We start from the raw sequence: 14,669 nt of genomic DNA, 5'->3' as shown, positions 1-14,669 counted from the left end.
ACATCAAGTGTCTAAAAGCGACAGGGCATATCGTTTTACTACTACTTTAATTCTACAAGAGAACAAAAATAGTGAATCAATTATCCCGTCGGATAACTAATTCACTATTTAGCTTAGAATGTTTATTATGCGTCTTAAAATTTACTTCTTAATTAATTCATTAAAAGCTTCATTAGTATCAACGATATCACCCATCACGCGGTTAACCCAGTTGTTGAGCTTATCATCATCGTAATTAGCTAAGCCGCCTTCTGTATCACCAATATCGGCAATCCCGTTGTTAAATTCAACCATTTCAGTTAATAACTTGCGAGCAAACTCAGCGGTTTGACCACCAAAATTGTTAGCAAAATTATTAATGTCGCCATATTGATCGCCAATATCATTAAAAGTTGATACAGACTTACCAAAGGTATCATTTAAGTTGTCCATGTCTTCTTTGGTTGGAACCGTAATTTCTTCTTGCTTTGTGATCTGCTCGTCTAAACGAACCCCAATGTCATTTAAGACTAAGTGGCAATCATAAAGGCGATTTAACAACTTAATTCCACTGGGATTCTTGGCTTCAAAGTTTACGCTAATTTCTTCTGTCATTGCATTGTCTCCATTTGTTTAAAATCACTTACTTCTATTGTACATGTATCGAAGCTTTTTCACAAAAAAAGGTAGCGATCATTTAGACCGCCACCTTAAGTAAGTGGAAAAATTAACAATTAATCTGTGTAATTACCATCATCCTTAACAAATAAGGCAATGATAAAACCAATAACAGTTAATGCAATGGTGAAGTACATTCCGTAGTGCACACCATTAGTGAACTTGAATGCTGCTGAACCATTAACTGCACCTCTACCCATGGTTAAGAAACTTGTAGCAAGTGCAGTGGCTAACGCACCAACGATCTGTTGCATCGTGTTCAAAATAGCTGAACCATCAGCTGATTCAAGACCCTTAAGCGAGTTCAAAGCTGAAGTTTGTGATGGTGACATCGCAAGAGGAGCACCGATCATCAAGATAATATGAGCTAAAATGACATACCAGATAGCACTATGGGTAGTTACTAAACTAAGCATTACGGCCCCAACAAAAGCGATTAAGAAGCCGATTCTAGCTGGCCACTTGGCACCAAAGTTATCATACATTCTACCAGCTAAAGCAGAAGTGATGGCATTAATTAAACCACCAGGAAGCATGATAATCCCTGTCAAAGCAACTGCAACTAACAAACCGTTTTGCAAGTATTGAGGTAAAAGATACATTGCTGACAAGATAATACCGAAGTCAATCATGACTAAGATTGCACCTAAAGTGAAGTTGCGGTGCTTAAAGACTTTCAAGTTCAAAACTGGTACTTGTAAGCTTAATTGACGCTTGCAGTAAAGAATTAAGGCAATGATGCCGACGATCAAGCAAATTAAAACTTGAGCTGATAACCAACCGGCATGACTAGCAAAACTAGTACCAGCAATTAAACCTGAGAAGGCAACAATTGACAAGATAATTGATAACCAGTCGATCTTTGGCTTAGAAATTGTATTAACATTCTTCACTGAAATGAAGGCAATGATTAAAGCGATCACCAAGAACACAACGAAGGTATAGAAAATATCACGCCATGAACCGGCAGCTAAAATTAACCCAGTTAAAGTTGGCCCAATTGCTGGGGCAAACATGATTACTAAAGCTAACACCCCGTTAACGGTTCCCAACTTGTTTGGTGGGAAAATCAACATTGCAATAGTAAACATTAACGGCAAAATAATCCCAGTACTGATCCCTTGAATCATTCTTCCGACTAAGACCATTGGGAAGTTAACCCCAAGACCAGAAATCAAAGAACCGATAATAAAGGCTAATAAGCCGAAGATAACTAATTTTTTGGTCGTAAACCACTTAGTAAGCAAACTTGAAAGTGGAAGGACAATCCCGATTACCAGCATGTAACCAGTAACCAGCCATTGAATTGAAGACTGACCAACTTGAAGAGCCTTCATCAATTGTGGTAGAGCAATGTTCAAAGCAGTTTCACTGAACATCCCTACAAATGATCCAAGCATTAATGGCAGAATAGCGAGCCAAGGCTTTTTAACTTGAACTCGAGCTTTCATTCCATTATTCATTTCTTCCATTAAATAAATTCCTCCTTTTTTACGGCAACGTTGATTACTTTACCAGAAAAAATTTTTCTTCGTAAGCGATTTTTAAATGTAAATGGTTTCAAAAGAAAAAACTACCGCTTTCTTCGCAGTAGTTTTTTCGATTTGTTTATTTTACTTGATCATCTTATTAGTTTGAGCAATCAAACAAGACTAAGGTACGTGCAGGATAACTTTCTCTCAAGTTTGAACACTAATAAGACCATCAAGATCATCTAAAAGAAGAAACGTTGTTAAGATTTAACATCGTCCTTATTATTATGCACTATCGTTGCTCTAAAAAGAGCGTTTCTACATATTTGCATCGAAATGATGCAAATATAATTTTTATTTAATCTTCTTACCAACCTTGCTTGCTGGAACCCAGTTATTGGTATGAGCTACCTTGTAGTAAGTCTTACCGTTGATAATAGCTTTTTGGGTAAAGCTGTAACGGTGGTGAGCACGCAAATAGTGCTTGTTGAACTTACCTAAGCGATTGTAGGCCTTCACTCTTCTAATCCCCTTCAATTGAGCTTTGAAGTTCACCTTAGAAACAACAATGGCTGAGTTAACCTTGATGAACTTGTTGCGGCCGATTTGGAAGTACTTCTTGCCCTTGATCTTGACGATTTTGGCGTTCTTGAGAGCCTTGAGGATCTTACCCTTCTTGATGGTCCGCTTGTGTACACCCTTCTTGATGGCCTTGCCATGCTTGTCGTAAACGACAGCGTTACGAGTTAAGGTGATCTTCTTGTAGGTCATCTTTGGCAAGTTGGCCTTGGTTGATTCTTCAGGAGTGACCTTAGTGTCTGTAGTTGGGGTTACTTCTGGAGTCTTGGTTTGAGTGGTGTTAGGAGTTTGAGTAGGCGTTGCAGCTGGAGTTTGGGTAGTGACAGCTGGAACGGCATTGCTGGTGTTGGTAGTGGCATCAGGGATGTAGTTACCGAAGTCGTCAGCTGAGGTGTCGTTATAGCCTGTGAAAATATTCATGTGTTGGGCATTTTCTTCTTGTTGAGCTTGTTCAAGTTTAGCTTGGGCGTCATTCAACTTTTTTTGAGCATTATCAAGGTCAGTTTGGGTGTCGTTTACTGCCTTGTCAGCTGCTTGCTTGGCTGGTAAAAGTGCCTTAAGTTGATTTTGAGCGTCTGTTAACTTATCTTGAGCATCTTTATTTGCCTTTTCTGTCTCGGTTTCGGCATCTTGAGCTTTCTTAAGAATATCTCCTGCTTTTTGTAATTTATCTAATTTGGTTTGGGCATCTTTTTGTGCGTTTTCTAATGCAGGAATAGTCTTCTTTTGAAGAGTATCAATTGCATCATTTAAAGATTGTTGTTCTTTTTTAGTAGTATCGAAACTTGTCTGTTTTTTGGCTAGTTCATCCTTAGCTGATTGCAAATTGGACTTAGCAGTTTCTAAATCTTGCTTAACATCAGATAAAGCATCTGCTTTTGTTTGGTGGGTCTTAGTTAAATCTTTAACTTTCTTTTCCTGGTTAGCTTTAACAATCCCATCATCATTAATTCTTGAATTCAATGCTGGGATTTGGTTATTAATCAAATCATTAACTGCTTGTGTTTCTTTATCAATTTGATCAGACAGTTTTACATATTGATTATGAGCTTCAGAATATGCAGTTTGCTTAGCTGCAGCATCATTTTCCTGAATTGTCAATTCTTTTTCTGCCTTAGCAATTTCTACGTTTAATTCTCGCCTCTTATTTGGAAGAGTATTTGTTAGTTCATCTTCTATATTCAATAGTTTTTCATTATAGGAAGGATATTTGTATGAACCAGTACGCTCAGGAAGTGCCCTTAAAATATGAATAGCTACTTTATTATCTTTAAAGATAGTTGGAATAACAGCTAGATAATCTGATGTCGGTTGTAAACTATTTGATTCTTTATTGAATGTCACACCTAAAACGCCTTTAGCATGTGCTAATTCATAAGTTGGATCTGCACCTGTACTAGCAACACCATTTCCATCAGTAAAAATCATCCTGCTAATCAAATTGTAAATATTTTTCTTTAATTCATCCATATTTGTTCGACTAGAGGTAATATCAGCAGGCCCCATATCTTCGCTATAACTTAGCAAATCATAGTGTCTCATAGCTTCATCTAAGCCATCTACATCATGCCAATCAGGATAACTCGCATCATCTTGCAGATAATTTTTTGCAACACGTTTGGCAAACATTAAGCTAGCACTAGATACGTCAGTTGCCTTCCAGCCAAATTGTGCTCTAACTTTATTGATCAAGTTAGCTGCAAATAATGAAAGATCTACAATTTGATCATTTTCTAGCCTTCTCAGATTAACTTTGTTTCCTTTATCTTGCTCAGATGATTTATAAACACATAAAGCTCTATTTTCATTCATATAATCAATATCGTCTTGCGTCAACTGATTATTTTCATTGTAATCTAACAACGCTTTTTTATACTTATCAACATTAGAAATAACAATATTATTTTGTTGATTTTCTTCAATGCGTTTCTTTTCATCTTTATCAGAGTTAATCTGACTATCAGTCCCTTTACTAAGAGCTTTTAAATCTTCTAGTTTTCCTCGAACGCTTCCCGCATTCTTACCAGCCTTTATGAGAGCCGCTTTCTTGCCGGATAAATCAAGCTTACTAATTGTTTCTTTCTTATTTGCAACATCATTAGTTAAGTCTTCAACTTGCTTTTGCTTTTTAGCTAAATCATCTTTTTCTTGCTTAATAGTTGCATTAATATCAGCTAAGCTCTTTTGTGCTTCATTAAACCCTGTACCATCCAAAGCTGCTTGTGCATCACCAACTTGCTTTTGCGCATCCCCAACAGCTTGAGCTTTCTCATCAACTGCTTTTTGTTGTTCGATAACCGCAGATTTTGCATCGTCAACTTTCTTTTGTGTAGCAGCAGTTTGTCCTCGCTTTTCCTTTAAAGCTGCATTAGCTTCGTCCACTTTCTTACCTGCATCAGCAACATTTTGCTTAGCCGCATCAATTGAACCAGGCTTCTTAGCTTCTTCGCAGCTTCAGTCTCAGCTTGTGCCTTCTTATATGCTTCAGCCTTATCCTTGGCATCCCCTTCAGCCTTCTTAACTGCGGCTTCTTGCTTACTATAATCCTCATCAGGATCCTTCGCAGCACCCTTTGCCTTATCTAAAGCAGCTTGCTTATCACTAACATCCTTCTTTGTGCTAGCAACATTGTCTTGCGCATTCTCAACTGGCGTCTTCGCCTTACTCTCAGTACCACTATCAACATTAGCAGCCTTAACTTCACCATTAAATCCAGCACCAGCAAGCAAAACAGAAGCCAGTGCAGCAGCGGTCAAACTAGTAACTTTAAACTTTTTATTCGGCAATTTCTCCTTAAATTCCCTATTACTCATATCTGTACGACACTTTTTGATCTACTAATTATCTACCTACATTCGACACCTTCATTTGTAGAGTTTCACTCAATATCATAGCCTATGACCACCCGCAAAAATAACAAATATACATATTTGCAAGAAAAAACTAAATTATAATTTTTTCTTCATCAAAAAAAGCAGTGCCAATCAGACACTACTTTTCATTTTAATTAAATTACACTTATTCAAATTTTACTTATCTTCATCTAAATACTTTTGCAAAGTCTTGAAGACTCCATTCTCAGTATTAGCCGGAGCAATAAACTTAGCTTGCTTCTTAACTTCCTCCATCCCGTTAGCCATGGCATAAGAATACTTGGCAAATTTAAGCATATCAATATCGTTGCCGCCATCGCCAAAGGCAATTAAGTCGTCACCAGTCAAGCCCATCTTTTCAAGTAAGTGCTTCAAGCCACTACCTTTGTTCACGCCAGCTGCATTGATGTCAATTGCCATCCCCGCCGAAGCAAAAGCGGCAATCTGATCATCATGCTTCTTGTTGAAGTCCTCTTCAACTTCATGCACATGTTCACTGTTTAAACTAAAAGTAATTTCGTAAATATCATCTTTAGGCAGTTCATCCCAAGCATCTACTTCCGCACTGCGGCCAGCAAAATATGCCAAAAACTCTCGATCAGCCTTAGGCACTTCTGTATTCAAATAAGCAATATGCGTTTCATAGACCATGGTCGCAATCTTGCCGTATTTACTTTGAACATCCTTGATTAAATCCAAGACACTCTCGCGCTTCAATGGATAACCGGCTGCTTGTTTACCTTCAATAATTAACCGTGAACCATTTAAGGAAACAAAGTCCATCCGATCTGCAAAGCCCTTAAAGTCTTGCTTGAGCCGCGCATAAGGACGTCCTGAAGCGACAATAAAGTGCACGCCTCGCTTTTCAAATTCAATCAAAATCTGCTCAAATTGTTCATGATTATATTGCTTGCGGTCATCTAAAAAAGTTCCATCCATATCAACCGCTACCGCTTTAAATGGTAAAGTCATAAAAAATGCTCCTTTAATAATCTCTACTTTAAATTTAAACACAAGAAAAAGCCGTTGCCAATTGGCAGCGACTTTTAAAAGTTCAACTTAATTATTCTTTTACCAGTTCATGTAACGCTTGCGTTCCCATTCTGAAACTGATTGAGAATACTTAGACCATTCCAATTCCTTTGATTCAATAAAGCTGTGCATCAAGTGGTCACCTAATGAATGCTTAATTAAATCATCTTTCTTGAAGGCCTTGATAGCGTTATGAAGAGTAGTTGGCAATGGCTTAATACCATGAGCAGCTCTTTCTTCTTCAGACATTTCGAAAATGTTTTCTTCAACTGGCTTCATTGGCATCTTCTTTTCCTTAATACCGTTAAGACCAGCAGTTAAACATGCAGCAAGAAGCAAGTATGGGTTAGCAGTTGGATCAGCTGAACGCATTTCCAAACGGGTGTTAATTTCACCAGCACTTGGAATCCGGACAAGTGGTGAACGGTTTTTAGCAGCCCAAGCAATGTAAACTGGAGCTTCAAAGCCAGGAATCAAACGCTTGTAAGAGTTAACAGTTGGGTTACCAATTGCAGTAATTGCACGCGCATGTTCCAAAATACCGTTCAAGAAGTAAAGGGCAGTGTCTGACAAGTGGAATTCACCATCCTTGTCGTAGAAGACATTCTTGTTACCCTTAAACAAGGACATGTTGTTGTGCATCCCGTTACCTGCTTGACCTTCAACTGGCTTAGCCATAAAGGTAGCAAACAAGCCATGCTTTCTAGCGATGTGACGAGCAACCATCTTAAAGGTTTGGCATCTATCAGCTGTCGTCAAAGCATCATCGAATCTGAAGTCGATTTCTTGTTGGCCATCACCAACTTCGTGGTGAGCAGCTTCAACTTCAAAGCCCATCCCTTCAAGGGTTTCAACGATATCACGACGGCATCTTGCCCCTTCATCGTCAGAAGTCATATCAAAGTATGAAGCATGATCTGGTACTTCAGTAGTCCAATTACCATCATCATCTAATTTGAAGAGGTGGAATTCCATTTCAAAACCGATATCAAAAGTATCAAAACCGGCTTCTTTCATTTCACCAAGAACGCGCTTCAAGTTGTTTCTTGGGTCACCAGCAAATGGCTTACCATCAGTGGTGTGCACTGAACAAATTAAACGACCAATCTTGCCGCCTTTTTCGTCGCCCCATGGCAATACTGACCAGGTTGAGAAGTCAGGATACAAAACCATGTCACTTTCTTCAAGACGAACAAAACCGTCAATTGAAGAACCATCAAAACGAATATCGTTGGTTAATACCTTGTCCAATTGACTAGTTGGAACTTCAACGGCCTTTTCAGTACCGTTAATGTCAGTAAAGCATAAACGTAAGAACTTAACGTTCTTAGCTTCAACTTCTTGTTTGATTTCATCTGCAGTATATTGTTTACTCATTGGAATATCCACCTATTAAAAATATAAAAACAAATTGGTATGGTCCTATTGTCGATTCCTTTTCTCGTCCTAGAACTGACTAATACAATAGCAGACCAATTTTAAAAAGTCAAATTGGTCTAACAAATATTTTCAAAATTTATTTTTCTTGATCATTAAAGAAAATATCTTTCACCGCATTAATAATGGCAATCTTGTCATGGGCATAGGTTAGACCGCCTTGCATATAAACGGCATAAGGTGGACGAATTGGGCCATCGGCTGAGAATTCAATTGTTGAGCCGGAAACAAAGTTCCCTGCTGCCATAATAACCTTATCTTCATACCCTGGCATGTGGTAAGCTTCAGGGTTAACAAAAGAGTCAACTGGTGAATACTTTTGGACTTCTTTAACAAAGGCTTGCATCTTCTTGGGATCGTTAAAGATAATGGTCTCAATGACGTCACTCCGCGTTTCATTCCACTTAGGAGTCACATCCATCCCCATCTTTTCAAACAAGGCAGCCGCAAAGATCATCCCTTTTTCTGCCATCCCAGTCACGTTAGGGGACAAGAAAAAGCCTTCGTAAAAGTCCCACTGATTGGCTAAAGTAGCCCCTTCATCGCTGCAACCTGGAGCAGTCAAGGCAATCTTAGTATTCTCAATTAATTCTTTCTTACCAACGACATAACCGCCGGTCTTGGCAATTCCGCCACCAGCATTTTTGATTAATGAGCCAGCCATAAAATCAGCGCCATATTCAGTTGGTTCATGCTTTTCTGAGAATTCACCGTAGCAATTGTCAATAAAGACTAGACTCTTAGGACTAACTTGTTTTACAAAGGCAATCATCTCTTTAATTTGAGCAACCGTAAAAGTCTTCCGGGTTGCATAACCACGTGAACGTTGGATAGCCACAATCTTTGGTTGATCGCGTTCAAGCACCTTTTTAGCCTCATCATAATCAACTAAGCCAGCTTCAGTTAATGGCACATGTGCGAACTTCACACCATATTGGGCCAAAGTCCCCTGCTTTTTGTCAGTTAGCCCAATAACTTCTTGCATGGTGTCATAGGGCATCCCTGTCAAATAAGTCAAAGTGTCCCCTGCTTGCAAGTTACCTAATAAGGCAGTGAACAAGGTATGTGTTCCCGAAACAAACTGCGGGCGCACAACGGCAGCTTCGGTGTGAAAGACTCGGGCATAAATCCGGTCCAACTTGTCGCGTCCTGTATCATCATCGCCATAGCCGTTAGTTCCTTGTAAATCGGCTTCGGCCACTTCTTCAGCGCGAAAAGCGTCTAACACTTTTTCTTGGTTATATAAAATTTGCTCATCGATTTCTTGAAATTTGGGTGCAATTTCTTGATCTACTTCGTGCACTAATTGTGCTAATTTTTCAGGCATCTTTTCCATTTTGCCAATCCTCCACAGTTCTTAAAATCTTGTCTAAACAGTTAGGATCATCTAAAGGATCAAACCACTTCACTGGTAATTTATTTCTAAAATAAGTTAATTGTCTTTTGGCATAACGCCGTGACGCAGTTTTCAACTGGTTGATACATTCTTCTAAAGTACTTTTTCCTTTAAAATAAGGGAAAAATTCCTTGTAGCCAATCGCTTGTAAAGCTTGATATTCTTCTTGACGATGATCATAAACAAAGCGAGCTTCTTCTAACAGCCCTTGCTCCATCATCTTGTCAACTCGTAAATTAATCCGGCGGTAAATTCCTGATCGCTTGGCATTGAGTCCGATAATTAAATAATCATAACGCGGCTTAATCTCAGTTTGTTGTTCAGAGAACTTTTTCCCTGTCCGCTCAATTACCGTTAATGCCCGTAATGTCCGCCGACTATTGGCCACCGGAATTTTAGCAGCAGCGGCTGGATCCTTATTGTTTAATTCTGCCCATAGTTTCTCTGGACCGTTAGCAGCTAAATAGTCTTCCCATTTTTTAGTAACGCTGTTTTCTTCTGGTGTTTTCTCACCTAGCTGCATCTGATTTAATAAAGCATTAACATAAAAGCCAGTGCCGCCAACGACCATTGGTAATTTATTTTGCGTGGCAATTTCATCAATCGCTGCCGTTGCTTGGTCGACGAAGTCTTTAACTGAATATTCTTCAAAAATCGAACGTGTATCAACTAAATAATGCTTAACTTGGGCCTGCTCTTCTTTAGTAGCTTTTGCTGTTCCAATTGCGACTTCTTGGTAAACCTGCATCGAGTCACCTGACACGATCAAGGCGTTGATTTTTTGCGCTAATTTAATGGCCAGGTCAGTCTTACCAATCGCTGTTGGCCCCACAATTGCGAGTACTTTTTGCATCTTTTTCTTTCCTTACAAAAAAGTGTGGAAAATTCTTCCACACTCCTCTTGCTAATATTTGGAAGCCTTTGTTCGGCCATCCCATTGTTCAAAACCATCTTTCAACCAATGAATCTTGGTGAAGCCCTTCTTCTTTAAGAATCTAGCTGCTCTCAAAGTCACAGTTAATGAATCTGAGTATAAGTAGACTGGTAAGTCAGGGCGAAGTTCATTGTATTGGTATTTTAACATGGTTGAAGGCAAATTACGCGCACCATCGATATGCTTACGCTTGAATGGTTCTTTTTCTCTTAAATCGACGATTTGAGCCTTCCGCATACCTTCTTTAAAACCGGCATTATCTAATTCGCCGCCAATTCGCTTAGCTTGAATCTTATTCCAAGCCCAAATTCCAACGAAAAATAAAATAATGACGATTAAGGCAGTATCCAAAATGATTAAAAAATTCGACATAAACTACATTTGCCCTTCTAAAAAAGATTATATAAATATGATACCGCTAAAATTATTCCGGCGCTATGGCTTTTTAGGGTCTTTTTCTTTCCGTTCTTCGACTTCGTGTTCACGCTGCAAGATTAATTTAGCAATCAAATAATCATGTTGGTCAATTAAACCGGCCTTATAGATATTGTCTAATTCAAGTGCCATTAGTTCAATATCCCAGATGCGTTTACCAACATGGACTAAGACGCCATATTTTTCTAACAGCTGCTGCACATCATATAATGTCTTCATCAAAAGTTGATTACCATTCCTTGTCTAACTGTTAGTACAACATACACCACCAGTACGGCTCCAGCCAAGACCCGCCACTTCGGATTGTATTCTTTCATGGTGCGGTCGCCGCAAATGATTGCTAATAAAAATCCAGCGATAAAACCACCAATGTGTCCTTGAATATCAATATTAGGCACAAAAATATCCAGACCCAGGTTAATTAAGGCTAAGACAAAAGCTTGCCGGCCTAAATAACTAATCAGTGGATTCTTTAAATTGCGTAACCCGACTGCAGTCATCGCACCAAATAAACCAAAGAGGGCAGTTGAAGCTCCTGCACTCACTGCGGCATCACTACCAAAGGCTAAACTTAATAAGTTACCACCAATTCCGGATAAGAGGTAAACGATTAAGAAGCGCCAATGTCCAAGTAAAGGCTCCATATACAGACCCATGTAGTAGATAATTACGGCGTTTGATACCAGGTGCATGACCCCAATGTGCAAGAATTGCGCGGTAAACAGGCGCCACCATTGGCCACCGGCAACTACTGCGTAATTATTCATTGCTCCCATTTTCATCAAAGTTGCAGAATTTTCGGAGCCGCCTAAAAATACTTCAGCCACAAAGACAACTAGTAACACAATTAAGATGCCTAAAGTGACAAAACTACCAGATAAGTTGATTTTTTGCTTCATTATTTTCCTCGCTTTAACGGTAAATCTTGTTTGGCGTGACTATTACATCCATTGCCACATCAGTGGCTTCAATTGGCCAAGTAGCTGTTTCAAAGATCATTTTCGAATTAGCTAAGGCAATTGTTTTCGTCGGATGCTTTGCTAAGAAGCGGTCATAATAGCCTCCACCAAAACCTAAACGGGCATGATTATCTTGACTAAAAGCTAAACCAGGAACTATTAAAAGATCTAAGTCATTCTTGATTTCTGCTTCACCAGCCACTTCCTCTACGCCAAACTTGGATTTAGTTAATTTTGAGCGATAAGTATAACGCAAGAAGTCTTGAGTATGTGCACGATCTGGATTGGCACGTGCTAAATAGACTTCTTTACCTAAATCCCATAACTGAGCAATAATTTCAGAAGTATCAATTTCAATTGGCAAGGATGAAGTAACCCCAATTGTTTGACTCTTCTTGATAAGATCAAGGGTAAATAATTGGCGCAGAATGGCTTGATCTTCTTTCTTTTTTTGTGGTGTATCAGCAAAAGTAGTCAATACTTGCTTTTGCTCTTTTCTCATTTCTGTTTTCTTCATGAATAACTCCAAATAACAAAAAATAGCAGGCATTTAACCTGCTACTTTGGTTTATTACTTAGTTTCACGGTGAAGTGTTACGTGTCTTTCGACTGGGCAATACTTCTTTAAAGTTAAACGTTCCGGATGCTTACGCTTGTTCTTCTTAGATAAGTAACTTCTGTCGCCACATTCGGTGCATTCCAAAATGATGTTATCTGCCATTTCTTTCACCACCTACAATTTTTATTCTGACTGTATTAGAATAGCATTTTTTGCGGACTTTGACCAGTCCTTTTTTCTATTTATGTAATTTGAAGTAGTCTTGAACCATTGCTTTAGCCACTTGTAAAGTGTAAGAACCTTCCATATCAGGATCCAAACCTGGGAAAACAACAGCTACGGCTAGCTTCGCATTATTCGATGGCGCATAACCAACGAAAGTGGCATTAATCAATTCTGGCGGATTCTTGCGGTTAGGGTGATCAGGATCATAGTAGAAAGTCTGAGCAGTCCCAGTCTTACCAGAGATTGATGGTTTAACCCCCTTTAACTTGTGGGCCGTTCCCCAGCCGTTAGTTCCGTGAACTACCCGCCAGAATCCTTGCCGGACAACGTTTAATTCATCATGAGTCCAAGGGATCCGTTGCTGGATATTTGGCTTCTTGGTGTAGTTAATATAAATCTTCTTACCATTATTGCTCGTCCGGCCGACCGATTGCACGATATATGGTTGCAGACGATAACCGCCGTTAGCAATCGTTGAAACATATTGTACTAATTGAATCGGCGTATAAGCATCATAGTTACCATAGGCCAAGTCAAGTAAAGAACCAGATAAGATATGTCCTTGGCTATTGAAAGTGCGTCCTTCAATTCCTGAAACTTCACCAGGCAAGTCAACGCCAGTTCTTTGACCTAAGCCAAACATATTAAAGTTATTACGCAAGATTTGGAAAGAATTATCAGGCATCGCAATATAACGCTTAGGTACATAACTTGCGTGAACCCACTTCATTGCTAGGTGCATCATATAGATGTTACTTGAAACTTCCAATGCCGTCGGCGCATCAAGCGAGCCAAAAGTACCGATTGGATAGACTGACTTTTTAACTGGTGAACCTGGTAAGTAAATCGCAGTATCAGGCAAAGTGTTATTAGTTGGCGTAATAACCTTGTTAATTAAACCACCAGAAACAGTGGCCCCCTTAACAACTGATCCCATAACAAAGGATTGGTTAATAACGCCCAAAGCATTGTCATAAGTCTTGTTGGTCTTCGGATTACGGTTAATCCCGGCAACTGCTAATAAAGCACCTGTCTTTGGATTCATGGCGATGGCATAAGCCCCATTTGAATAGCGAGCTGCTCCCGCACCAATGGCTGAACTATAAACTCGTTTAAGTGTGCTTTGAACCTGCTTTTGGTACTTGGCATCAATCGTCAACACTAAGCTGGCTCCAGCTTGCCCTTTATAAACGGTCTTGGTTTGCTGGATCTTGCCATCACTCTTGGTAAGGACTTGACTAGTTGACTTCGTCCCTTTCAAAAGTGATTCATATTCTTTTTCTAGATATGAAGTACCAACCCGATCATTCCGTGAATATCCTTGCATCAAGTATGACTGTAAATCTTCACTTGGCAAACCAGACTTTTCAGTTGAAACTGACCCAATAATACTCTTGATTGAAGCACCATTAGGATATGAACGCTCCCAGTCAGTCCCAATTCCGACACCGGGAAGTTCTGATAAGTGTTCACCAACTTGGGCTAATTCATGATCGCTTAAATCTCGGTTTTTGATATAAATTGTTGATAATGTATAAGCTCCTGAAATTTTATTAAAGATTAATGCAGCAACTTTTTGCTTAGCAGTAAATTTAATCTTATCGCGTTTAACTTGCGCAATCATATTTTGGTTGATTTCAGCGCTGGTCAGCACATCACTGTTCTTTTGCGCAGCTGGTAATTGCGCCTCGATGCGAGTAGAATTAGCTTGATCTGCTAAATAATACTCTGCCAGCTGCTCTTCAGTTGGTTTTTCATCATTTAAAGTAATATAGTTGCTTAATGCATTTGAAATCTTATAAATTTGACTTGTCGAAGTCGAAGCCCCTTTAGTATAAGTGATCGCATTATTAGCTTTATTACCAACTAAAACACGGCCCTTAGCGTCATACATTACGCCTCGGGGTACCTGACTTGAAACAACTTTCGAATCATTCCGTGCTACTTCTGACTTAAAGCGCGATCCGTAAGCCAATTGCAGATATGCTAGTTGGCCAATTAAGAGTGCAAATAAGACAAAAATAATCCCAAGAATGATTCTCATTCTAATTGGTGTTGCGGCCTGTTTATTAGAACCAGTGCCACTATTTTTTCTAAAATAATCCACGTCA

14 protein-coding genes are annotated in these 14,669 nt (G+C 39.2%); all 14 read right to left on the bottom strand.

The annotated features are described in order from the left end of the window. Positions 1-141 precede the first annotated feature (141 nt). The 14 genes from EJK17_RS09635 to EJK17_RS09570 all read right to left on the bottom strand — a co-directional run bounded on the left by EJK17_RS09635 (position 142) and on the right by EJK17_RS09570 (position 14,665). Positions 142-594: a hypothetical protein gene (locus EJK17_RS09635; protein ID WP_103660924.1), complete on the bottom strand. Its 453-nt coding sequence runs from the start codon at positions 592-594 to the stop codon at positions 142-144. A 119-nt stretch (positions 595-713) separates the two neighbouring features. After that, positions 714-2,129: a DHA2 family efflux MFS transporter permease subunit gene (locus tag EJK17_RS09630; RefSeq protein ID WP_103660923.1), complete on the bottom strand. Its 1,416-nt coding sequence runs from the start codon at positions 2,127-2,129 to the stop codon at positions 714-716. A gap of 354 nt (positions 2,130-2,483) precedes the next feature. Beyond that, positions 2,484-5,090 (bottom strand): SEC10/PgrA surface exclusion domain-containing protein, encoded by a 2,607-nt coding sequence (locus EJK17_RS09625; protein ID WP_127796387.1) that lies wholly within the window; start codon positions 5,088-5,090, stop codon positions 2,484-2,486. Continuing rightward, positions 5,066-5,521: a hypothetical protein gene (locus EJK17_RS09620; RefSeq protein ID WP_103660921.1), complete on the bottom strand. Its 456-nt coding sequence runs from the start codon at positions 5,519-5,521 to the stop codon at positions 5,066-5,068. The genes EJK17_RS09625 and EJK17_RS09620 overlap by 25 nt, the downstream gene beginning before the upstream one ends. A gap of 216 nt (positions 5,522-5,737) precedes the next feature. After that, on the bottom strand, positions 5,738-6,553 hold the full coding sequence (locus tag EJK17_RS09615) for a Cof-type HAD-IIB family hydrolase (RefSeq protein WP_103660920.1): 816 nt from the start codon (positions 6,551-6,553) through the stop codon (positions 5,738-5,740). A 99-nt stretch (positions 6,554-6,652) separates the two neighbouring features. Continuing rightward, the gene (gene glnA, locus EJK17_RS09610; protein WP_103660919.1) at positions 6,653-7,990 is read right to left on the bottom strand and encodes a type I glutamate--ammonia ligase; all 1,338 of its coding nucleotides are present in this window, start codon (positions 7,988-7,990) and stop codon (positions 6,653-6,655) included. Between the two features lie 139 nt (positions 7,991-8,129). Beyond that, positions 8,130-9,386: a methionine gamma-lyase family protein gene (locus tag EJK17_RS09605; protein WP_103660918.1), complete on the bottom strand. Its 1,257-nt coding sequence runs from the start codon at positions 9,384-9,386 to the stop codon at positions 8,130-8,132. After that, complete coding sequence (miaA, locus tag EJK17_RS09600; RefSeq protein ID WP_127796386.1) at positions 9,370-10,299, bottom strand: tRNA (adenosine(37)-N6)-dimethylallyltransferase MiaA; 930 nt, start codon at positions 10,297-10,299, stop codon at positions 9,370-9,372. Before miaA ends, EJK17_RS09605 begins: the two co-directional genes overlap by 17 nt. A gap of 51 nt (positions 10,300-10,350) precedes the next feature. Further along, positions 10,351-10,752, bottom strand: a complete 402-nt coding sequence (locus EJK17_RS09595) for a rhodanese-like domain-containing protein (RefSeq protein WP_103660916.1) — start codon at positions 10,750-10,752, stop codon at positions 10,351-10,353. A gap of 63 nt (positions 10,753-10,815) precedes the next feature. Beyond that, entirely contained in the window at positions 10,816-11,034 is a 219-nt protein-coding gene (locus tag EJK17_RS09590) for a YqgQ family protein (protein WP_103660915.1), read from the bottom strand. Then, positions 11,034-11,714, bottom strand: coding sequence for a rhomboid family intramembrane serine protease (locus EJK17_RS09585; RefSeq protein WP_103660914.1), 681 nt, complete (start codon positions 11,712-11,714; stop codon positions 11,034-11,036). The genes EJK17_RS09590 and EJK17_RS09585 overlap by 1 nt, the downstream gene beginning before the upstream one ends. Before the next feature lie 13 nt (positions 11,715-11,727). After that, a complete protein-coding gene (locus tag EJK17_RS09580; protein ID WP_201738250.1) occupies positions 11,728-12,291 on the bottom strand; it encodes a 5-formyltetrahydrofolate cyclo-ligase in 564 nt (187 codons plus the stop codon). 54 nt (positions 12,292-12,345) lie between these two features. After that, positions 12,346-12,495: a 50S ribosomal protein L33 gene (gene rpmG, locus EJK17_RS09575; protein WP_008471973.1), complete on the bottom strand. Its 150-nt coding sequence runs from the start codon at positions 12,493-12,495 to the stop codon at positions 12,346-12,348. Between the two features lie 76 nt (positions 12,496-12,571). Further along, positions 12,572-14,665, bottom strand: coding sequence for a peptidoglycan D,D-transpeptidase FtsI family protein (locus EJK17_RS09570; RefSeq protein ID WP_103660912.1), 2,094 nt, complete (start codon positions 14,663-14,665; stop codon positions 12,572-12,574). Positions 14,666-14,669: the final 4 nt, after the last annotated feature.

It is taken from the genome of Lactobacillus xujianguonis (genome assembly GCF_004009905.1).
GTDB classification, from domain to species: Bacteria; Bacillota; Bacilli; order Lactobacillales; family Lactobacillaceae; genus Lactobacillus; species Lactobacillus xujianguonis.
This window is presented reverse-complemented; position numbering and strand designations above follow the sequence as displayed.

Excerpts from the sequence above, each read along its gene's own strand:
- EJK17_RS09635 (WP_103660924.1), bottom strand. The coding sequence starts at position 594 with ATGACAGAAGAAATTAGCGTAAACTTTGAAGCCAAGAATCCCAGTGGA.
- EJK17_RS09630 (WP_103660923.1), bottom strand. The coding sequence starts at position 2,129 with ATGGAAGAAATGAATAATGGAATGAAAGCTCGAGTTCAAGTTAAAAAG.
- EJK17_RS09620 (WP_103660921.1), bottom strand. The coding sequence starts at position 5,521 with ATGAGTAATAGGGAATTTAAGGAGAAATTGCCGAATAAAAAGTTTAAA.
- EJK17_RS09615 (WP_103660920.1), bottom strand. The coding sequence starts at position 6,553 with ATGACTTTACCATTTAAAGCGGTAGCGGTTGATATGGATGGAACTTTT.
- glnA (WP_103660919.1), bottom strand. The coding sequence starts at position 7,990 with ATGAGTAAACAATATACTGCAGATGAAATCAAACAAGAAGTTGAAGCT.
- EJK17_RS09605 (WP_103660918.1), bottom strand. The coding sequence starts at position 9,386 with ATGGAAAAGATGCCTGAAAAATTAGCACAATTAGTGCACGAAGTAGAT.
- miaA (WP_127796386.1), bottom strand. The coding sequence starts at position 10,299 with ATGCAAAAAGTACTCGCAATTGTGGGGCCAACAGCGATTGGTAAGACT.
- EJK17_RS09595 (WP_103660916.1), bottom strand. The coding sequence starts at position 10,752 with ATGTCGAATTTTTTAATCATTTTGGATACTGCCTTAATCGTCATTATT.
- EJK17_RS09590 (WP_103660915.1), bottom strand. The coding sequence starts at position 11,034 with ATGAAGACATTATATGATGTGCAGCAGCTGTTAGAAAAATATGGCGTC.
- EJK17_RS09585 (WP_103660914.1), bottom strand. The coding sequence starts at position 11,714 with ATGAAGCAAAAAATCAACTTATCTGGTAGTTTTGTCACTTTAGGCATC.
- EJK17_RS09580 (WP_201738250.1), bottom strand. The coding sequence starts at position 12,291 with ATGAAGAAAACAGAAATGAGAAAAGAGCAAAAGCAAGTATTGACTACT.
- rpmG (WP_008471973.1), bottom strand. The coding sequence starts at position 12,495 with ATGGCAGATAACATCATTTTGGAATGCACCGAATGTGGCGACAGAAGT.